Origin of the sequence: Photorhabdus namnaonensis (assembly GCF_001684335.1) — a bacterium.
Classification (GTDB): domain Bacteria; phylum Pseudomonadota; class Gammaproteobacteria; order Enterobacterales; family Enterobacteriaceae; genus Photorhabdus; species Photorhabdus namnaonensis.
This window is the reverse complement of the sequence record NZ_LOIC01000005.1, coordinates 13,536-34,306: the sequence shown is the minus strand read 5'-3', so window position 1 is coordinate 34,306 and position 20,771 is coordinate 13,536. Positions and strand designations below refer to the sequence as shown.

The window sequence follows — 20,771 nt, the reverse complement described above, 5'->3', positions numbered from 1 at the left end:
GAGAGGAACTGATTTGTTAATGGCGGTAAATATCAGGTTTGAAGTTGGGTTTTTCCCCCAGTTTTTCTCTAATTTTGCCCCAACTGAATCCTAGCCATAAAAAAACCAACCCTAACAGGTTGGTTTTTTTGGGGAAATTTGGTCGGCATGAGAGGATTTGAACCTCCGACCCCCGACACCCCATGACGGTGCGCTACCAAGCTGCGCTACATGCCGATAATTCCTATTATAGTACTGATTTTTTATCTAAAAGCAAGTGCTGAATTTTGTGACCGATTGATTTTTAAGCATTTAATTAGCTATAAAATGTTTAACCTCGGTTAGTATCTGTAACAATTGCGCCAGATTGGGTTTAGCATCTTTGATTTCGTTGCCTTCCAGGTCATATAGGTGATAGTCACCATTTTTATCCAGGAATAAGGTGTTTTCGCTGGTTGTAATGATTAGGGAACCATCATCACCGGTAATTACCCACGGATTATCACGTTGTGCCGCGAATAGATCCTGGCCTTGAGAATAATCAGCAGGAGTATTGCTGACATGCAACAAACGTTGCATTAATGTTGTCATGACGTCCTGATGGCTTGTCAGTTTATTAATTGTCTGTGATGGTGTTCCTGGCCAATGAATCAGCAGTGGAACGTGCATTTGCGCACGATTAAATCTGCCATTGTTTATCCATCTAGGTGGATGTGTCGCGGCGATTTCGCTATGTTCAGCGGTAATAACAATGACAGTATTGTTCAATGCGTTTTTGTTTTTTAGTGTCTCTAGTACAGCATTAATTTGAACATCAAGCGCAGCGGCATTATCTACTGCATCCACGTTATCCAAGCCATTTAGCCTCAAGAAGGAGAACCAAGGAGCGTTAGTATTGGGTAAATTTAGCCATTGCTGCCATTGTTCCACCGTGAGTTGGTTGCTTTGGTTAACTTCGGTAGGTAATGAATAATCGGAAAGTAATGCATGACGATAAAGTGGAGTATCAAACCCTACAGAAGAGAATAGGCCAAATTGATATCCCCGATGAGTCAGAGCGTCAATCAGAGCTGATGATTTACGTCCAGCCAGTATTCCATCCAGATAACCTGAGGAAATGCCATAAAACAACCCGAATAGGGCAGTATCATTTTGAATCCCGGTACTGAAATGTTGATTGAACTGAATGTTGGTTTCTCTGAAATGAGAGAGCGCAGGCATATTCTCCACAATATCTCTATTATCCAGCTTATCGACGACCAATATTAACAGGTTGTGTCCGCTTCCTTTATCTTGGTAAATCAGATCGTTAAGTGGATATTCCACTGTCAGCGCGGCAGGATCACCCTGTTGCATAAGGCGGCGCTGATATTCTTGTTGATCGAGCAAACCATGTTTTTCAAGAAATTTACGCGCTGTCATTGGATAGGAGAGCGGCAGGTTAGAACGTTGCATGGTAATCGGACGATAAAAGTTAGCGTCAGCCCAGATATATATCAAATGGGAAGCTAAAAAAGCCGAAATAAGGACGGCAGCCAGTGGTTTACCAAACCGTTGCCGATTCAGGCTGCGTAGTTTCTGCCAACTCCAGGTGCCAAATAACATCTGTATCAGAAAAATAACTGGAATACAGATGAACATGAGTTGCCATTCTCGCGCGAGTTCCCCTTGATCAGGATTGATCACTAAATCCCACACTAACGGTGTGAGGTGAAGATGGAAACGGTTGTATATGGCAATGTCGAATATTAACAGCGTCAGCCCGGCTGTGGCGAAAATGGCTGAAAGAAACCTTAGCAGGCGCTGTGACATGACAATAAATGTCAGTGGAAATAGGATCAGCAAGTAAGCGGCAAAAACAATAAAACTAAAGTGCCCAAGCCAACTCGCCAGAGCATAGACTCGGCCGAACAGTGAGCTCGGCCAGTCAGAAACAAACAGGTAACGACTACCTAATCCAAGACTGAACAGAATATTAAATAGGGCAAACCAATGCCCCCAGCTAATCATTTGGGAAACTTTTTCACGATAACGCTGACGGCTAGTTACCATATTTTGTTTACATTGTCGTCTTAGTTAAAAATTAATGGGCTTTATCTTCGTTTACCGAAGATTTAAGCGCGTGTGCAAACGAGTCAGCAATATGTCTGCGCTGTGCAGGAGATATACTCGTATTGATTAAATTTGTCACCATATTGCCCAGTACCATTAAAGAAAGGTCTGTCGGCGTACGGTTTCTTTCCAGAACACTAACGAGTTCTGTTAATAAGCGTTCAACGTGTTCGTCACTGTAACGAGATGACTGTGGCATAGATTTAAACTTCCTGAACTAACAAAGCACATTATCTTACCGTATAGATGCGTGATTTTCCGCTCTTTTGTGGCAAATTAATTCACGGTTAAGATTATGTTGCAGTAATAACCTATTTTTAGCAATTTTTTGATATCTGCCAGTAAATTATAGTTGATGACAGATGACGAAACGTTGTTTTCTTTCGGGGTTTTTTATTGCAGTCGTGTGTTATCGGTGTTTGAATGCGTGTTTAAAAACGCATGAAGTCAGCCGCGAAAGGAGTAGAAAGAATGAGTCTGCAAATAGATCAGATTGCCTTGCATCAATTAATCAAGCGTGATGAACAGACATTAGATGTCGTGTTGCGTGATTCTTTACTCGCCACCGATCAAGTGGTGGAAGATATGATGGCTGAATTACACCGGGTATACAGCGCAAAAAGTAAAGCTTACGGCTTATTTAATGAAGAGAGTGAATTGGCAGAAGCGCTCAGGCATCAGCGTAAAGGTGATGAAGATTTTCTTGGGTTTAGTCGCGCGGCAACAGCACGTTTGCGGGATGAACTGGCGAAATATCCATTTGCCGAGGGAGGAACGGTCCTGTTTTGTCAGTATCGCTATCTGGCGGTAGAGTATTTATTGATTGCTGTGCTTAATAGCTGTAACAGTATGTCTGTTAACGATAATCTGGATTTAAATACGACGCATTATCTGGATATTCCTCACGCTGATATTGTTGCTCGTATAGATTTGACGGAGTGGGAAACTAATCCTGAATCAAGCCGTTATTTAACATTCCTGAAAGGCCGAGTAGGGCGTAAAGTTTCAGATTTCTTTATGGATTTTCTTGCCGCCAGTGAAGGTATGAATGCGAAAGTTCAGAATAAAGGCTTGTTACAAGCAGTTGATGATTATTGTGAATCAGGTCAGCTTGATAAGAATGAGCGTCAGGAGTATCGCCAGCAAGTATACAGCTATTGCAATGAGCAATTGCAGGCGGGAGAGGAAATCGAAATTAAGGAGTTGTCTCAGGCATTACCTGCGTTTGGAGAACAGAATTTCCAGCAGTTTTCTCAGGAGCAGGGATATGAATTGGAAGAGAGTTTTCCGGCAGATCGCAGTACGTTGCGTCAGTTAACTAAATTTGCCGGCAGTGGTGGCGGATTAACAATCAATTTTGATGCGATGTTATTTGGTGAAAGAATTTTCTGGGACCCGGCAACGGATACTTTAACCATTAAAGGTACGCCGCCAAATTTACGTGACCAGTTACAGCGCCGTAGTAATGATCATTAAGAGTGGTGGTCATTAAGGCCAAAAAATAAATAACGCCGCATTTGCGGCGTTATTTACTCGGCGTCCCGAAAAGCTCGGCTGTGGCTAATTAAGCACGCAGGAAGTCAATGTGTGCCAGTTTTGGTTTAAACGGATGGCGCTGTACAGCCTGCACTTTAACTTTAGTTTCTTTACCGTCGATAACCAGGGTCAGAACTTCGCTATAAAATTCAGCTTTGTGTTCCATATTGATAACCTGATCGTGATCCAGTTCAATAGAAACTGGCTCTTGGTTGCCACCGTATACGATAGCTGGAAACTTGTTAGCTCTACGCAGGCGGCGGCTCGCACCTTTGCCCTGCTCTTTACGTACTTCTGCATTAATAGTAAACATTATTTTTTCTCTTTAAGAAGAAAATAAATCCTGCTACAGGCGACCCAGCAGCAGGTTCGAGATTTGGCTTAACATTTAACATAGTAGCAAAGCGTCAAGCGGGCGGCATTCTAGCGAAAAATGGCGGTTACAGCAAATAGAATAGGCCAATCGGAACCTATTAATATAATTCGTCCGCTCGCCGAAAACGTCCTTGGTAATCAAAGATTTTTTCACGAATCTGCCAGAATCGACCTTTTTTACGAGCGACAACAAAATCTGGATGACGTAATAGAGGTTGCTGGTGAACGATATCTGAGGCTGTTTTCCAGTTAAAAGGTATAGCCGGAGCACGCTGATGTTGACGAAGAAATTGGTACTCAAAGAGCCGTCGTTGGGCAGGGGTTGTCAACCGAAAACGTTCGGCAACGTCAGCGCCATCTTCATCGTAATAGATGATTTTCAGCCATTCTCCTTTACTGTCAATTTCAGGGATGAGCTGCATACCACCACAACGCAGCACCAGAGCGTCTTTGAGTTTCAATGCGGCTTTCAGCATATCGTCGGGATCAACCAGCACTTCTTGGCAACTGTGGCAATGCCGTGCGGCGATATCATTTTCTGCACCGCAATGAGGGCAAAGTTTAAAACGAAAACGGAACTCACATTGACGGCGTTTGCCATATTGATCCTGTTCCAAACCCTGACAGCGGCGGCCGAAGTGTTCAATAATTTCACCGTCGGAGGTGCATTTTCCCCAAAATATATTGGCGAAGTTGCAGATAGGGCAGAATACTTGAACCGGTTGGTTCTGTTTATCCGGTTTATTGCTGCCAACTTCTGGTGTGTAGAGATCGTGAGGATTTCCTGCATAATCGAGAATCAGGCAATCTTTTTTGCCGGGAAATAATCGTAAACCACGACCGATAATTTGCTGATATAGACTGACGGATTCAGTAGGACGCAGAATGGCTATCAGATCAACATGGGGAGCATCAAATCCAGTTGTCAATACGGCGACGTTAACCATATAGCGCAATTGCTGAGTTTTAAAGGCTTCGATGAACAGATCGCGATCAGTGGTTGATGTATCGGCGCTGACTAATGCGGCTTGGCCGGAAGGGAGTAATTGAAAAATCTCTTTGGCATGTTCGACAGTTGCCGCAAAAAGCATAACGCCTTTGCGATCAGCGGAATATTCAATGACTTGTTTTATAATATGAGGTGTGATGCGTTTTTGTCGTTTGATTTCGTGATTTAAATCAGTTTCATTGAAAATACCTTGTTGACTGGAGCGAACTTGGCTGAAATCATATTGCATAACCGGCATATCTAACCGCTTTGGGGGGACCAGGAAACCGTGTTTAATCATATAACGCAGGGGCAATTCATATATGCAATCACGGAAAAAACAGTTTTCATCACCACGGATCATTCCGTGATAGTGATATTGATATATCCAGCCGATAGCCAGTCTATAAGGTGTTGCTGTTAAGCCAAGAATACGTAGTTGAGGGTTATTTTGCCGAAGGTGATGAATAATTTGCTGATATTGACTGTTTTCATCATCACTGATACGGTGACATTCATCAATTATCAGCAACGAGAATTGATTGTCAAAATGCTCAAGATTACGGGCGACAGATTGAACACTACCAAACACCACTTTTCCTGCGCTTTGTTTTTGCTGCAATCCGGCGGAAAAAATATCTGCGGGTAAACCGTATGCGCAATATTTGCTGTAGTTCTGTGCAACTAATTCTTTTACATGAGCTAATACTAATACTTTCCCACGCGCTAATTTTGCCAGTTCAGCAATAACCAGGCTTTTACCTGCTCCCGTTGGTAATACAATGATCGCAGGTTCATGATGGTGCCGGAAGTGATGAACAGCGGCATCCACGGCTTCTTGCTGATAGGGACGTAAAGTAAAAGTCATGATCGTTCCGTAACAGAAAAATATTCGTAAAAGAGTAACATTTTTCTTATTAATTTGCTGTGGGCGGAAGTCAAGGTAAGATAATTATCTGATTGAGAGAAACTATAACTGGTTATAACAAATAGATAATTGTTGTTTATAGTAAACATGGTTATGATTAGCTTTCAAATTTTTTGGGTTAATTTCACATCTTCTTTTTTGGTGGCACGGTTTGGTGGCACTGTTTGATGACATTGTGTTGTAGTGCCGAGGTAGCGCCAAAATAGTCGTGGATTACGTTCATTTTTAAATTAATTAATACAGGTGTCTTCATCCATGCGATTGGATAAATTTTTGTCACAACAGCTTGGTATCAGTCGAAATGACGTAGGACGCGAGCTGCGTGCGGGGCGTATCACTGTTGATGATGAGATTATAAAAACCGGAGCTTATAAATTAACTCCAGAGCAACAGGTCATGTTTGATGGTTCGTTATTGGAACAGCAGCAAGGGCCTCGTTATTTTATGCTAAATAAACCGCAAGGGTATGTCTGTTCCACTGATGATCCGATAAATCCGACGGTTCTCTATTTTATTGATGAATCGGCAGCGCATAAATTACATACGGCTGGTAGGTTGGATATGGATACCACCGGTCTGGTTTTGCTAACTGATGATGGTCAATGGTCTCATCGCATTACTTTCCCAAAACATCATTGTGAAAAAACATACCTAGTCACACTTGAATGTCCGGTTGCAGCAGAGACGGCAGATAAATTTCTTGCAGGTGTGCAACTTAATGGTGAAAAGACACTGACAAAACCCGCCCAATTGGAAATTCTGGAACCTCAAGTTGTCCGCCTGACGATTAGTGAAGGGCGTTATCATCAGGTAAAGCGTATGTTTGCCGCAGTAGGTAATCGGGTAACAGCGCTTCATCGTGAGCGAATCGGCGAAATCATCTTAGATCCTGAATTGGCGCCAGGAGAGTATCGGCCATTGACTAAGCAAGAAATTGCCAGTGTCAATGTTTCTTAATTCTAGTTTTAGTTAGTTATTTTAAATTATTGGAGCAATATACGTGCAACAACAACGATCATCCTATTTAGGACTGATTTTAATCCTTGGTCTGCTTTCTATGTTAATGCCTCTTGCCATTGATATGTATTTACCGAGTTTGCCGACTGTCGCCGAAGATTTCGGTGTAGATAGCGGGCAGGTTCAGATGACGCTGAGCAGTTATATTCTTGGTTTTGCTATCGGTCAGATGGTATATGGTCCAATGGCTGACAGTTTGGGGCGTAAGCCGGTTATTCTGGGTGGGGTTACTGTATTTGCTCTAGCTTCGGCTGCATGCGCAATGGTTCAGAATATCGATGATTTTATTTATATGCGCTTTTTACATGGCTTCTCCGCTGCCGCCGCAGGGGTTGTCATTAATGCGCTAATGCGAGATCTGTTCACCAAAGATGAATTCTCACGCAGCATGTCTTTTGTAATATTGGTAATGACTATTGCTCCATTAATTGCTCCAATTCTTGGTGGCATGATAATGATTTGGTTCACATGGCATGCTATTTTCTGGAGTATTGCGGTAACTGCTGTTATTACCGTATTCCTCGTTGCTTTCTTTATAAGAGAGACTTTGCCAAGAGAGAAAAGACAAAAATTTCATCTTCGTACAACTGTAAGTCAGTTTATTATGTTATTTCGCCAGCGTCGTGTATTTTGTTATATGCTTGCCAGCGGTTTTTCATTTGCGGGAATGTTTTCTTTTCTTAGTGCGGGGCCATTTGTTTATATTGAGTTAAATGGTGTTTCTCCTCAGCACTTTGGTTATTATTTTGCGCTTAACATCGTATTTTTGTTTGTGATGACGATAATAAATAGTCGCTATGTCCGACGTTTTGGTGCGTTGAAGATGATGTATTTTGGTTTGAGTATGCAGTTTGTGATGGGGATCTGGTTGTTACTGTCTACCATACTCGATTTTGGCTTTATTGCTCTGGTCATCGGTGTTGCCGCGTATATATGTGGTATTTCTATGATTACATCTAATGTCATGGCGGTGGTTTTAGATGATTACCCACATATGGCCGGAACGGTGTCTTCATTTGCGGGTACAATTCGTTATGGTATTAGTGCCTTGGTTGGTGCATTACTTGCCATGTTACCAGCACAAAATGCCTGGCCAATGGTTGGCTCTATGGTTTTATCTGTTATTTTAGCTGTGCTACTTATTATCTATGTAAAAAAGAGTCGGTAAATAAAAACAGAAGGCTGTTTTCATGTGCAGCCTTTTCTTTAAAAAGAAAATTATTGTAAGCGAAAAATATTTTTGATGATATTTTACGGTTATAATTTTATGAGAGATTATTGAATAACCATTTTATTCTAAAATGTATGCCTTCTTTCATTGATATATTCTTGATTGATAGTGGTAAGATTTAATATGATTTATTAAATCTTATTTTCATGGCGTTTTTTTATTTTAATATTTACCATTAAGTAATGAGGCTGTAATAAGTTTGTGGTATCAGTAGCATTTTCTGTATCATTGGAATTATCATTAAAAACGATAATTTTATTAAAGAGGGTATTTTTCCTGAATATTTGGGGGAATTGAAAGTTGGCTGTGCTTAATAGCTATAAATAGTGGTACTGATCTATTTATGGCGAGGTGAAGCTATTGTTGCTTCATTGTTTTTTATTATTGCTGTTGATTTTTGTATTCCCGTTGGGCTAACAGGCTAACTTTTGACTGTAAGGAAATTCCGAAATGTTCTGCCATGAGAATAAGTTGTTGTTGATGCATTGATAGTAATTATAAGTCTTTGTTGTATTTTTGTTAAATTAACAAATATTAAATGGCGTTATTATTAGGTTGTCGTTAATTATACCTTATAAAACACATTGTTATCTATTTGTTTTTACAGTTCTTATTTGATTTTTATGTTAAAGTGTTGAGTTGAAAAAATAAAATATGTAAACAATCATTAAACATAAAGTTGGGTTTTTGCATAAAAATTAGTTGAGTTTTCTTTAAAAAAAGTATAAATATATGAGAAATGAGAGATTGATCTCACTTTTTCTAAGGTGAAATTTGGAATTAATGTAATACTATAAACACAAATTTAACTTTTCGTTTACCTTTTTTGGGGGTTAGTTATTCGGTTTTGGCGAGTAGAACACCTGAAGATAGCCGCTAACTTTAACTTTTGTATCTATGTTCTTTCAGGTAGGAATGATTCGTGAATAATATTCAGCTTTCGGTGGTACATCGGCTGCCGCAAAGTTACAGGTGGTCACCCGGTTTTGTGGGTATCAAAGTTGAGCCGCTTCCGGTTGATGAAGTGAATGCAGAGAGCAGCCTGATGGGGTTGAAGTTACTCAGCCACGAGGACGGGGCTGCGTGGAATGTCATGCAAAAATTGCAGCAATCACTTGCTGATATGCAAATCGGAAGCACTGTGATTGAGTTGGAAGGTCAACCGTGCTTATTTATTAATAGTGAAGATGAAAGTGCGGTTATGTGTCGTTTGAAGACACTTGGCGCTGCCATTGCTGAAAAGATAACTGCGCTTTATCCATTCTGATATAAACGCGAAAAGCGCTTCCTTTGATGGAGGCGCTTTTTTGTGGGCAAGGGAAAAATTTTTTAGCCGTTAGGCGCTTTTTATCCGTTAGGTACAATTAGCCGTTAGGTACCATGCTATTGCTGATGACTCGACGACCGCCGTAATAACGTTTACTCCAGTATGTGCTGCTTAATCTGGAAACGACGACGCCATTGCTGGTAGAAGCATGGACGAATTGGTCATTGCCAACATAGATGCCAATATGCCTGGTTCGTGCACCTGTCTTAAATAAGACTAAATCGCCAGGGCGCAATTTTGAGCGGTCGATTTTTTTGCCAATATTTTGTTGTTCAAATGTTGAACGTGGCAGTTCCATACCAAATTGATCACGGAAAGTACGTTGAACAAAGGCAGAACAATCTATACCGCGTTTAGTATCGCCACCAAGTCGATACGCAACGCCCTTCCAGCCATTGTATTGGCTAAGAATTTTAGATTTTATATCCAGATTACGAACAAGCGCTTCGAATTCATCCTGAGACGCTTGAAGTAAGAAGCCGTTCTTACCGTTTACTGCATGCGTATCAGTTTGTGTGTTACGAAACCTTGATGAATCTGGCGAGCTGCACGCGGATAAAGTGATCGCTACGAACAGCGCGGGTATCAGCCGCGTAATGTATCTCAGAGCCGGTTGAGACTTGACCATTATTTTTGTTTTCCCTTGCTATCCTTACCTTAGTTGGTCGCTATTATTGAGAAATATCAAACGCTTCGAAGCTTGGTGTTAGAAAAAACAATGAGTAAACAACGCGTTTGGTGAAAAAACGCGTCTGATGCCACGTTTTATAACGATATTTACAATAAATGTCATTCAGACCGAGAGTACAGAAACAATCAGGAAAAGGCGAGTATTTAATGACATAATTTACAAAAAATTAGATTTCTAAGTAGGAGAGATCAGGAGTGTTGCTAATTTATGTTATTTATGTGGGTTTTATGAGCTATTGGGAAGGTTAAATATCTCCCCAATATTATTCGGTAAAAAGAGCTTAAGGGAAAGATCTTAAATTGTGCGACCAATTTGTGGCAGATTTTTATCCAGCCAGTTAATCATGATGTCACTTAATGGTGTTAATAGTAGCCAACTTGTTCCGATTAGCACCAGTGATAAAGAGCCGACGGCAATATCAGTAAACCAATGCGCTCCCGCCATGATACGAGGTAATGCAAAGATTACCATGATCAATAATGCGGTACAGAATGTTCTGCCTGAGATATAGCGAAGGATAAAGCAGCTAAAAATCAGGAGCATTAATCCGTGATCGCCTGGGAAGCTATCCCCTGATGCATCTTTTGTCGCCAGATTGGTCATTTCGCTAATACGATTGATATGATCAAAGGTTAATGTTGGACTTGGACGGATAACCGGGAGTAGATGACCGATTTGGTTAAGTATAATTGCGCTTATTATCATGACCAAACCAATCATGAATAATCTGCGTTTGCCATCGTAATTTTGTTTACGAAAAGCGTTGTAATATAGTAATCCCATACATAAAAGCGAAATGGCATCGAAAGCCCTGATATTCACAAATGCTACAAATTCTGTGAATATTGAACCTGGGATTAATTTCTCATTAAAGAAGTAGAAGATTGCAGAGTCGATTTTGAACCAAAAACCGTGCTGTTCTGGTAAATACCAAGAGAGAAACAGAGTAATACCCAACAGGTTCAATATAAATATGGTAAATGAGTGACTGCGTGTCATGGGAGACCTATTTGTTAAAAATAAAATAAGTGGTAACTGAACTTACAATTATGTCGGTTAATATAACAAATATTGAGTAATAATGTCACAATTCTTAATCATAAGTTAATTTGTTGTTTTTTTTATCTATTTTGTGCTTTTTCCTTCATTTTTTATTTACTTTGGTAATTATATCTGTTCAATTCTGCGGGTTTTTATTGAGTGATGTTGTGGTGTTTAAGGTTGTAAATTCTTAATTTATTGAGAGTTATCTCTGATAATTCTAATATTGGAAGATATAAATATCTTAATCAGCTTTAATCGCTAAAAATCATAAATAAACAACGAAAATAGCCGTTACCAATACATAGACTCATAAATTTTTACGATTTCTAGGTTGATTTCATTTTTGGAAATCGTAGCGAATGATGTTGTTTTATGGTGAGGGCTTTATGTCTATGTTCCGGGTTATGATGGGTTGCTTTTTTCTGATGATTCCTGGTTTTGTCAATAGCGGATCAGAAACAACATCAAATACAGGGGTTATTCGCTTTTCAGGTGCGATCGTTGAATCACCTTGTCGTTTTGATTGGCGTGATAACTGGGCTGACACCACTTGTTGGCGAAAGGGACATAAAATTACCCAACGACGAAAGCTTGATTTGCAAAATGATATTTATTTTTATTTACCACACCAAATGGGGGTAACAGAGATTAAATGGATAAAAGGAAAAGATAAAATCGGTGTTGTTACAATTTTCTATAATTGATGTTAAGAAAAATTTTAGGAAAGGAGTAAGGATTTTATTTGTCATTGCTAAAATGAATGAGTGACAAATTTATGTTGTATTTTATTTGAGAATTTAAATTATCGCTAAATGCTAAATGCTAAATGCTAAATGCTAAATGCTAAATGCTAAATGCTAAATGCTAAATGCTAAATGCTAAATGCTAAATGCTAAATGCTAAAGGGAAAGTAGGTGACTGATTTAATTAATGGAATAGGTAAAATGAGTTACCCTGTTTTATACCGGGCAACTCAGAATTAGCTACTATTGTTAATCGCAACGTCCCATATAGCGACGTTCTGCAATATGAATACGAATTTTTTCCCCGCTACTGATATATTCAGGTACTTGCACGGTGAGTCCGGTGCTCATTTTGGCAGGTTTTGTCCGTGCACTGGCTGAAGCGCCTTTAATTCCAGGGGCTGTTTCTTCGATAACCATATCGACTGTCTGTGGCAGTTCAAGGGCAATGACTTGTCCTTCTATTGTCAGAACTTGCATGCCCGGCAGGCCACCTTCGGGAATAAATAATAACTCTTCTTCGATTTGTTCCTTTTTAAAGTGATAAGGTGTGAAATCTTCATCATCCATGAAAACATATTCATCACCATCAATATAAGAAAAGTTAACGCTACGACGAGTTAGGCTTATCGTATCAAGGATATCATCGCCTTTGAAACGTTCTTCCACTTTCTGACCGGTGCGGATATCAGTAAAGCGCATTTTATATAATGTGCTAGCTCCCCGGGCGCTTGGTGCTTGAATATCAATGTCTTTGACTAGCAGTAATTTACCATTATAACTGACGGCACTACCGCGTTTAATTTCGTTGGCTTTAGCCATATGTAACCTTCCATAAAACTGCAAGAGAATAATCGGCGACAAAATTACTCGCAGTCAGAGCATTAGGCAAGTAGGGATTAAAAAACCCCGCTGTTTTTTTACATTGGGGTTGTAGTAAGAATGTTTTATATCAACGATACACAGGTAATAAATCAAGGGAGGACAAAATATGAGCTATAGCATTTATCAGACCAAACAGGATGACAAACCCAATAAGGAATTTTCCTCCTGGCGCTCGGTAGCTGGCTTCTGGAAAGCGCTGACGACTTGCCCGAGCCATAAGTGCTGGAATAATGACAGCCCAGATAGTTGCAGCGAATCCAGCGAAACCAATGGCATATAGAAAACCGTTGGGAAACAGTAAAGCTAGTGCTGTTGGTGGAATAAATGTCACTAATGCAGATTTTAACCGGCCGGTGTTGTTATCTTTAAAACCGAAGAAGTCAGCTATGTAATCAAATAGCCCTAAAGAGACACCAAGAAATGAACTTGCTAATGCCATGTAAGAAAAGGCATTTAGAAGCAGGTGAACGGCTTCGCTATTTGTTGTGTTATCCATGTGTTTTAATAAAGCATCGATATTCCCGCCATCAGCAATAATCTGTTTGAATACTTCGCGGGGAATATTTCCCTGAATGACATATTGCCATAGGATATAAATAGCCAATGCGATTAGCGTACCTAATAATAGGCTGCGAATAACGGCTTTGCTGTCTTTATGATAATATTTTACTAAACTTGGAATATTGCCGTGATATCCGAATGAAACCAATAAATAGGGTAGAGCGGCTAAAGCATAAGGCATATAACTTGTTGCTGTATCGTTTGATATAGCATCCGTCTGATTAAACAGGATGACAGATTTAACTTCGGTAAACATGCCGCCAGCGGACATAAAAAAAGTAATCACCATACCGCCGATCAAAATTGTGCTCAGACGATCCACAGCTTGAGTCGATAACCAGACAATAAATGCAACGATAAAGGCGAAAATAAAGCCCGCATTTGTCTGCGATATTGGGAGAACATCTTTAAAGTTGTGGACAATAATTGAGCCACCCGCTGAAATATAGGCGTAGGTTAATATATAAAGTACGAATGTAATAGAGATACCATTGATGGCATTCCATCCTTTACCGAGTAAATCTTTAGTCATGGTATGGAAGCTGGCGCCTGATGGATAGTTCAGGTTGGTTTCTAGTATCATCAAGCCGGAAAAATACATACACGCCCATGTGTAAACCAGCAAAATAATTGAGCCAGTAAACCAGACTCCAGAAGTTACCACAGGAGTAGAGAACATTCCTGCACCGACAGCAGTTCCGGCAATTATCATTGCACCTCCCAGTATGGGAGGGCGCTTTAAACTCTGGGTTGTCTCAATGGACATATTTAACTCCTGCTGGTATATTGTTTCTTTGTACTAGCTTAAAGATACATTTTTGTCTATAGAGTGTAAATAGATGTCATAAAGGATTATTTGAAACTGAACTAACATAAGTTAGTTTATTCGGTCAGATAAAATTTATTTTCTTGCCACATTTTTATTGCATTCCGACTGGCTTCAAAATGAGGTTCGGGAAGATTATCGGGATTGCACCACATAAGTTGTTCACATTTTTCTGGTTCCATCAATTTCGGTTCATCTCCTGCATGTTTTGCCAGTAAACACACCGAAATAGTATGTTTTCCTTCCTGTTGATAAGTTTGAAGGTTATTGCAAATCCCGTAGACTTTTGGTGACTGAATCGTCAGACCTATTTCTTCTGCAATTTCACGGATTGCACATTGCTCAAAAGTTTCTCCTGCATCAACATGACCACCAAAGATTGACCAGTATGGTGCATGTTTACTGCTGCGTTTTCCTAGTAATACTTGTCCATGTTCATTTACAATAACAACGCCAACACCCACAATGACAGACATTTGGTTTATTCCTTCATCTAGATTTCAGCAAATCTACATCTCATTTTGAGAAAAGCTTAACGCTATTCTTATCCGTAAATCAGTTTAAGGCAATGATCAATAAAGTACGGAATTTAACTGAAACGATTCAATTTTAGTGATATAAAGTGGTATAAATAGAACTGAAAATTCGTAGTAATGATGATTATCTACTTAGGAGACATCGGGCGAATATGAGCCGTAGAGTTGCCACTATCACCCTAAACCCTGCTTATGATTTAGTGGGGTTGTGCCCGGAAATCGTCAAGGGGGCGATCAATCGAGTGCAAACCGCCGGACTACATGCTGCGGGAAAAGGCAATAATGTTGCTAAAGTTTTGCGCGACTTAGGTATTGATGTCACGGTGAGTGGTTTTTTGGGTAAGGAAAATCAGGAAGGATTTCAACAATTCTTCAATGAAAATGGTATGGTCAATCGTTTTCATTTAGTACCGGGTAGAACACGGATTAATGTCAAATTGACAGAAGGAAGCGGCGAAGTGACAGATTTTAACTTCTCTGGTTTTTATGTCGGTGAAGCTGAATGGTCAGGATTTGTTAATGATTCGCTTTCATGGCTTGGGCAGTTTGATATGGTGGTTGTTAGTGGAAGCTTACCTGTTGGTGTCTCTGCTGAATTGTTTACTGACTGGATGACCTGTCTGCGTCAGCTTTGCCCTTGTATTATTTTCGATAGCAGCCGTGAAGCATTGGTCGCAGGATTAAAAGCATCCCCTTGGTTAGTTAAGCCGAATCGCCATGAGCTTGAAATATGGGCAGGGCGCCTGTTACCTGAATTATCCGATATCATCATGGCTGCGCATCAACTTAGGGATCAAGGAATTGCTCATGTTGTCATATCTTTGGGTGAGCAGGGGGCACTATGGGTTAATGCTTCTGGAGCATGGTTGGCAAAACCACCGTATTGTAAAGTCGTCAGCACTGTTGGGGCTGGTGATTCAATGGTTGGTGGTTTGGTTTATGGTTTGCTGATGCGAGAACCCAGTGAACATACGTTGCGATTGGCGACGGCTGTATCTGCGCTTGCCGTTAGCCAGCCTAATGTAGGTATCAGTAATCGCCCCGAATTAGCGGCCATGATGGCTAACGTTGAACTGATACCCATTGAATGATGCCTTTAATTAAAGAATAATTAATATTGTTGTAATTTCAGCCAGGCAATTTCTTGCGGCCAAATATCTGGGTTTATCGTTTCAAGGATGAGTGGAATACCATCAAAACGAGCATCTTTCATAATATAACTGAAAGGTGTTTTGCCAATATTTCCTTCTCCAAGGCTATGATGTCGGTCAACACGGCTGGAGAATTCACTTTTGGCATCATTTAAATGCATTCCGCATAGATATTGAAAACCAACAACTTTTTCAAACTGTTGAAAAGTTTGTTTACAAACATCATCCGTACGTAAATCATAGCCAGCAGCAAAGGCGTGACAGGTATCAATACAGACACCCACTCGGCTTTTATCTTCAACTCCGTCAATAATTGCCGCCAAATGTTCAAATTTGAAACCCAGATTAGTGCCTTGACCTGCCGTATTTTCGATAACGGCAGTGACTTCCTGGGTTTTATTGAGAGCAATGTTAATAGATTCTGCAATACGTGCCAGGCATTTATCCACATCTATTTTATTGAGATGGCTGCCAGGATGAAAATTTAATAGATCGATCCCTAATTGTTCGCAACGTTGCATCTCATCAATAAAAGCTAGCCGGGATTTTTCCAGAGCCTCACTTTCTGGATGGCCGAGATTAATCAGATAACTGTCGTGAGGGAGAATTTGCCGACGGCCATATCCATAACGTTCACAATTTTCTTTAAATTTATCGATAACATCAGCGGATAAAGGTGGAGCATTCCACTGGCGCTGATTTTTTGTAAATAGGGCAAAGGCAGTAGCTTTTAATTCGTATGCCCGGATAACCGCTTGATCAACTCCGCCGGCAGCGCTGACATGTGCTCCAACAAATTTCATATTTTTCTCCTTCCTACTTTACGTCATTATGACATTGTTCAATCACTCAATGAACCTTAAGAATGGAGAGGTTATATGTTGCTGAAATTTCTCCGTGTGGACTTTGATTAACCAAATAAATGTTGGATGCCCAGATTTATCAAAAAACCACCTACCATCAGCCAGATAAACAAAATTAGAGCCAATAAAATGGGTTTAAATCCGGCCTGACGGATGGCGCTCACATGAGTCGTTAAACCCAACGCCCCCATTGCCATAGTAAGCATAATAGTATCGATATTAATCAGAAAATGAACTATTGCGGCAGGTAGTAAATTGAAAGAATTAAAACCCGCTATTGCAATAAACATCACCGCAAACCAGGGGATAGTCATTGGTGTTTTTTCCTGACGGTTTTTTCCATTTTTAGTGCTGGCTTGGCTAATGTAACGGGATAATAACAACAGGAATGGCGCCAACATCATAACCCTGAGCATTTTACTGATAACGGCTGCGTTTTCCGTTTGATCGCTAATCGCATGTCCAACAGCAACAACTTGAGCGACTTCGTGAATGGTAGAGCCAGTAAAGATACCGAAAGTTTCCTGAGTAAGTGGTAACCACTGATAATACTCATTGAGTTGATAAAACCACGGATAAATGAAAATAGCGATAGTGCCAAAAATGACAACTGTCGATACCGCAACAGCAACTTTACTGGCAGGGGCATTGACTACCGGCTCTGTTGCCATAATAGCTGCTGCGCCGCAGATACTGCTACCGGCGCCAATTAGTATTACCGTTTGTTGATCTAATCCAAAGAGTGATTTGCCTAGCCAGATTGTAATAAAGAAAGTGGAAGATAATATCACTGCATCAATCAGAAGGCCGGTAATGCCAACATCGGCAATTTGTTGAAATGTTAAACGAAAACCGTAAAGAATAATACCGGCTCGCAAGAGATAATGTTTTGAGAAATGGATACCCTTATCGCAATAAGGTTTGAGTAAAGGGTAGACAGTATTACCGGCAATCATCCCCGCGAGGATCGCCAGCGTTAATGTGCTCAGTCCCATATTAATAAACCACGGGATATTTCCGGCATATATTGAAATTGCAGTCAGTATTGCCGCCAATATTAACCCTGGTATTAATTTGATACCGGGGATAGATGATTGTTTGTTGAATCTTTCAGCACGAATATCAGACATAGATGTTTCTCACTTTGCTTATATGTTTTAAACATAAGCATATAGCAGACTAAGTTATCATTAAAATTGATAATATTTTTATATGTAATCTGAAAAAGTGGTAAAAAAGAGGATTTTTGTTAAGTTGTTTATTACTGTATAAAATTAAAACAAGCTAACTTTGACTGACACCATATTTTGCGGGGCAATATGCACATCACATTGAGGCAGTTGGAAGTTTTTACTGAGGTATTGAAAAGCGGTTCAACAACGCAAGCTTCTCAGCAATTGGCGTTATCTCAGTCCGCAGTGAGCGCCTCATTAACGGATCTGGAAAACCAGCTTGGCGTACAGCTTTTTGATCGGGTAGGAAAACGGTTGGTGACTAATGAACATGGCCGCCTCCTTTATCCCAAGGCTTTGGCATTGTTAGAGCAGGCAGGGGAAATTCAGCAGTTATTTAAACAGGAGTTGGGAGCGTTACGTATCGCTGCCAGTAGTACCATTGGTAATTATATGTTGCCGGAAATGCTGGCAAATTATCGTCACGATTTTCCTGATACGCCGTTAGAGTTAAATATCAGTAATACGCAGGATGTGATCAATTCTGTGCTGGAATTCCGTGTTGATCTTGGTTTGATTGAAGGTCCCTGTCATAGCCCTGAGTTGATAACTCAGCTGTGGATGGAGGATGAGTTAGTTGTTTTTTCTTCTCCCGAAAATCCGCTAGCTAAGTGGGATTTAAAATTGGATGATTTAGTTAAGGCATCATGGATATTAAGGGAGAGCGGATCGGGTACACGAGAAGTGCTGGATCATCTGTTGTTTGCCCGTTTACCTGGGTTCAAGATTTTGATGGAATTGGGAAACTCTGAAGCGATAAAGCATGCGGTCAAATTTGGTATGGGTATCAGTTGCTTATCCAGACGAGTCGTTGCAGAACAATTGCAAAATCATACTTTATTGGAGTTAAAAGTGCCTGGATTAAGGCTTTTCAGAACATTGTACCTAATTCATCATCGGCAAAAGCACATGTCTAACGCATTGCAAAAATTGCTCAGTTATTGCCGGTAAGGCTTACGTTCTGTCTAAAATCCAGAATTAGCTGTGTTACTTATAATTTTCTCTAAATTATGAAGGTATCTTATAACAGCGCTTCCTCGCTATTTTGATAGTGAGGATTTGTTACAATCCGCCATCAGATTTATTCGCAGCTAACAGGAACAGAATGTCTCAACAACAAAAAAGTGTTTCCGGGAAACCAGTAGCGCAACATTTGCGACGTGAATTGAAAGCTCGGCATCTGGCGATGATTGCCGTTGGCGGATCAATAGGCACCGGGTTATTCGTGGCTTCAGGTGCGACAGTTTCACAGGCAGGGCCTGGCGGAGCATTACTTTCCTATGCATTAATTGGCTTGATGGTTTATTTCCTGATGACCAGTTTGGGTGAACTGGCCGCTTATATGCCGGTTTCCGGCTCTTTCTCAACGTATGGTTCCAAATATGTTGAAGAAGGGTTTGGTTTTGCCTTGGGTTGGAACTATTGGTACAACTGGGCGGTGACTATCGCGGTGGATTTGGTTGCTGCTCAATTGGTTATGGGGTACTGGTTGCCGGATATGCCGGGTTGGATCTGGAGTGCGCTATTTCTCGCGCTGATTTTCCTATTGAATTTTATTTCAGTGAAAGGATTTGGTGAAGCTGAGTACTGGTTCTCTTTAATTAAAGTCAGCACGGTTATTGTTTTTATTGTGGTCGGATTGCTGATGATAGCCGGTATCATGAAAGGAGCCGAAGGAGCTGGATGGCATAACTGGACTGTGGATGATGCACCTTTTGCCGGTGGTTTCTCAGCCATGATTGGCGTGGCAATGATAGTTGGGTTTTCTTTCCAGGGAACCGAGCTGATTGGCATTGCAGCGGGTGAATCAAAAGATCCGGCGAAAAATGTTCCCAGTGCTGTACGTAAGGTATTCTGGCGTATTCTGTTGTTCTATATTTTTGCAATCCTGATTATCAGTCTGATTATTCCTTATACTGATCCAAGCCTACTGCGTAATGAGGTCGGTGATATCAGTGTTAGTCCGTTTACGTTGGTATTTGAAAACGCCGGTTTATTATCTGCCGCGGCTATGATGAATGCGGTTATTCTGACGGCTGTGTTATCTGCGGGTAATTCAGGCATGTATGCATCAACTCGTATGTTATTCACATTGGCAAAAGAGGGTAAAGCGCCAAAGATTTTTAGCAAATTATCCAAAGGTGGTGTACCGCGTAATGCCTTGTATGCAACAACAGTAGTTGCCGCATTGTGTTTCCTCAGTTCAATGTACGGTAATCAGACCGTCTATCTGTGGTTGTTGAATACCTCTGGGATGACCGGTTTTATTGCATGGTTGGGGATTGCTATCAGCCATTATCGTTTCCGTCGTGGCTATATAGCTCAGGGATTGGATTTAAGTAGGTTGCCTTATCGTTCGGGATTTTTCCCGGTTGGCCCAATCTTTGCGTTTGTTTTGTGTCTGACGATCACACTAGGACAGAATTATCAAGCATTTCTACAAGATAAAGTTGATTGGTATGGTGTCATTGCTACTTATATTGGTATTCCACTATTCCTGTTGATTTGGTTTGGTTACAAGTTAGTGAAGAAAACTCACTTTATTAAATATAGCGAGATGAAATTTCCTGATATCACAAACCAGTGAATGTGAATATGTTAAATCGTGATTAGCAGACGGGCAGGAATCTTTGAAAAAATTCCTGCCCGTCTGGTTTTTATGGTTTTTTTAATTCGATTCGCGGTTAATTTATTATTATCTTAATGTTTTATTTATCTGAGTAGATCAGCCGTTATTGATAGGAAA

The 20,771-nt window shown here is 40.5% G+C and carries 19 protein-coding genes and 1 tRNA gene; 8 read left to right on the top strand and 12 right to left on the bottom strand.

Annotation, left to right across the window (positions count from 1 at the left end):
* Nucleotides 1-139 precede the first annotated feature (139 nt).
* The 3 genes from Phpb_RS00565 to Phpb_RS00555 all read right to left on the bottom strand — a co-directional run bounded on the left by Phpb_RS00565 (nucleotide 140) and on the right by Phpb_RS00555 (nucleotide 2,290).
* Nucleotides 140-216, bottom strand: a tRNA-Pro gene (locus Phpb_RS00565).
* A 75-nt stretch (nucleotides 217-291) separates the two neighbouring features.
* Nucleotides 292-2,031, bottom strand: coding sequence for an LPS biosynthesis-modulating metalloenzyme YejM (gene yejM, locus Phpb_RS00560; protein WP_065388710.1), 1,740 nt, complete (start codon nucleotides 2,029-2,031; stop codon nucleotides 292-294).
* Between the two features lie 31 nt (nucleotides 2,032-2,062).
* Nucleotides 2,063-2,290 (bottom strand): YejL family protein, encoded by a 228-nt coding sequence (locus Phpb_RS00555; protein ID WP_011147091.1) that lies wholly within the window; start codon nucleotides 2,288-2,290, stop codon nucleotides 2,063-2,065.
* Between the two features lie 272 nt (nucleotides 2,291-2,562).
* On the opposite strand from Phpb_RS00555, the gene yejK reads away from it, so the two are divergent.
* Entirely contained in the window at nucleotides 2,563-3,567 is a 1,005-nt protein-coding gene (gene yejK, locus Phpb_RS00550; RefSeq protein WP_065388709.1) for a nucleoid-associated protein YejK, read from the top strand.
* Between the two features lie 88 nt (nucleotides 3,568-3,655).
* On the opposite strand, the gene rplY is transcribed toward yejK, so the two are convergent.
* Together rplY and radD are read right to left on the bottom strand one after the other, a co-directional pair.
* On the bottom strand, nucleotides 3,656-3,940 hold the full coding sequence (gene rplY / locus Phpb_RS00545; RefSeq protein ID WP_036777310.1) for a 50S ribosomal protein L25: 285 nt from the start codon (nucleotides 3,938-3,940) through the stop codon (nucleotides 3,656-3,658).
* A 160-nt stretch (nucleotides 3,941-4,100) separates the two neighbouring features.
* Nucleotides 4,101-5,858 (bottom strand): DNA repair helicase RadD, encoded by a 1,758-nt coding sequence (radD, locus tag Phpb_RS00540; protein ID WP_065388708.1) that lies wholly within the window; start codon nucleotides 5,856-5,858, stop codon nucleotides 4,101-4,103.
* A gap of 315 nt (nucleotides 5,859-6,173) precedes the next feature.
* Here radD and rsuA point away from each other — a divergent pair, with 315 nt between their 5' ends.
* The 3 genes from rsuA (at nucleotide 6,174) to Phpb_RS00525 (ending at nucleotide 9,433) form a co-directional block, all read left to right on the top strand.
* Nucleotides 6,174-6,875, top strand: coding sequence for a 16S rRNA pseudouridine(516) synthase RsuA (gene rsuA, locus Phpb_RS00535; RefSeq protein WP_065388707.1), 702 nt, complete (start codon nucleotides 6,174-6,176; stop codon nucleotides 6,873-6,875).
* Nucleotides 6,876-6,918: 43 nt separating this feature from the next.
* A complete protein-coding gene (locus Phpb_RS00530) occupies nucleotides 6,919-8,103 on the top strand; it encodes a Bcr/CflA family multidrug efflux MFS transporter (RefSeq protein WP_065388706.1) in 1,185 nt (394 codons plus the stop codon).
* 985 nt (nucleotides 8,104-9,088) lie between these two features.
* Nucleotides 9,089-9,433, top strand: coding sequence for a YejG family protein (locus tag Phpb_RS00525; RefSeq protein WP_036777304.1), 345 nt, complete (start codon nucleotides 9,089-9,091; stop codon nucleotides 9,431-9,433).
* Between the two features lie 97 nt (nucleotides 9,434-9,530).
* Here Phpb_RS00525 and mepS read toward each other — a convergent pair whose 3' ends face one another.
* Nucleotides 9,531-10,121, bottom strand: a complete 591-nt coding sequence (gene mepS / locus Phpb_RS00520; protein ID WP_065388705.1) for a bifunctional murein DD-endopeptidase/murein LD-carboxypeptidase — start codon at nucleotides 10,119-10,121, stop codon at nucleotides 9,531-9,533.
* Between the two features lie 357 nt (nucleotides 10,122-10,478).
* Nucleotides 10,479-11,183: a phosphatase PAP2 family protein gene (locus Phpb_RS00515; RefSeq protein ID WP_065388704.1), complete on the bottom strand. Its 705-nt coding sequence runs from the start codon at nucleotides 11,181-11,183 to the stop codon at nucleotides 10,479-10,481.
* Nucleotides 11,184-11,587: 404 nt separating this feature from the next.
* On the opposite strand from Phpb_RS00515, the gene Phpb_RS00510 reads away from it, so the two are divergent.
* The gene (locus tag Phpb_RS00510) at nucleotides 11,588-11,932 is read left to right on the top strand and encodes a hypothetical protein (RefSeq protein WP_235200984.1); all 345 of its coding nucleotides are present in this window, start codon (nucleotides 11,588-11,590) and stop codon (nucleotides 11,930-11,932) included.
* Nucleotides 11,933-12,220: 288 nt separating this feature from the next.
* On the opposite strand, the gene yeiP is transcribed toward Phpb_RS00510, so the two are convergent.
* From yeiP to Phpb_RS00495, 3 genes are all read right to left on the bottom strand, one after another.
* The gene (gene yeiP / locus Phpb_RS00505; protein ID WP_036777297.1) at nucleotides 12,221-12,793 is read right to left on the bottom strand and encodes an elongation factor P-like protein YeiP; all 573 of its coding nucleotides are present in this window, start codon (nucleotides 12,791-12,793) and stop codon (nucleotides 12,221-12,223) included.
* Nucleotides 12,794-12,923: 130 nt separating this feature from the next.
* On the bottom strand, nucleotides 12,924-14,183 hold the full coding sequence (gene mtr / locus Phpb_RS00500; protein WP_065388703.1) for a tryptophan permease: 1,260 nt from the start codon (nucleotides 14,181-14,183) through the stop codon (nucleotides 12,924-12,926).
* A 116-nt stretch (nucleotides 14,184-14,299) separates the two neighbouring features.
* Nucleotides 14,300-14,719 carry a nucleotide triphosphate diphosphatase NUDT15 gene (locus Phpb_RS00495; RefSeq protein WP_065388702.1) on the bottom strand — a complete coding sequence of 140 codons (420 nt, stop codon included), beginning with the start codon at nucleotides 14,717-14,719 and terminating at the stop codon, nucleotides 14,300-14,302.
* Between the two features lie 212 nt (nucleotides 14,720-14,931).
* Here Phpb_RS00495 and fruK point away from each other — a divergent pair, with 212 nt between their 5' ends.
* Nucleotides 14,932-15,870, top strand: a complete 939-nt coding sequence (gene fruK, locus Phpb_RS00490; protein WP_065388701.1) for a 1-phosphofructokinase — start codon at nucleotides 14,932-14,934, stop codon at nucleotides 15,868-15,870.
* 20 nt (nucleotides 15,871-15,890) lie between these two features.
* On the opposite strand, the gene nfo is transcribed toward fruK, so the two are convergent.
* Nucleotides 15,891-16,733, bottom strand: a complete 843-nt coding sequence (gene nfo, locus Phpb_RS00485) for a deoxyribonuclease IV (RefSeq protein ID WP_046394926.1) — start codon at nucleotides 16,731-16,733, stop codon at nucleotides 15,891-15,893.
* A 107-nt stretch (nucleotides 16,734-16,840) separates the two neighbouring features.
* Nucleotides 16,841-17,923 carry a YeiH family protein gene (locus tag Phpb_RS00480; RefSeq protein ID WP_065388700.1) on the bottom strand — a complete coding sequence of 361 codons (1,083 nt, stop codon included), beginning with the start codon at nucleotides 17,921-17,923 and terminating at the stop codon, nucleotides 16,841-16,843.
* Nucleotides 17,924-18,112: 189 nt separating this feature from the next.
* On the opposite strand from Phpb_RS00480, the gene yieE reads away from it, so the two are divergent.
* Complete coding sequence (gene yieE, locus Phpb_RS00475; protein ID WP_065388699.1) at nucleotides 18,113-18,976, top strand: DNA-binding transcriptional regulator YeiE; 864 nt, start codon at nucleotides 18,113-18,115, stop codon at nucleotides 18,974-18,976.
* A 154-nt stretch (nucleotides 18,977-19,130) separates the two neighbouring features.
* Nucleotides 19,131-20,612: an amino acid permease gene (locus Phpb_RS00470; protein WP_065388698.1), complete on the top strand. Its 1,482-nt coding sequence runs from the start codon at nucleotides 19,131-19,133 to the stop codon at nucleotides 20,610-20,612.
* Nucleotides 20,613-20,771: the final 159 nt, after the last annotated feature.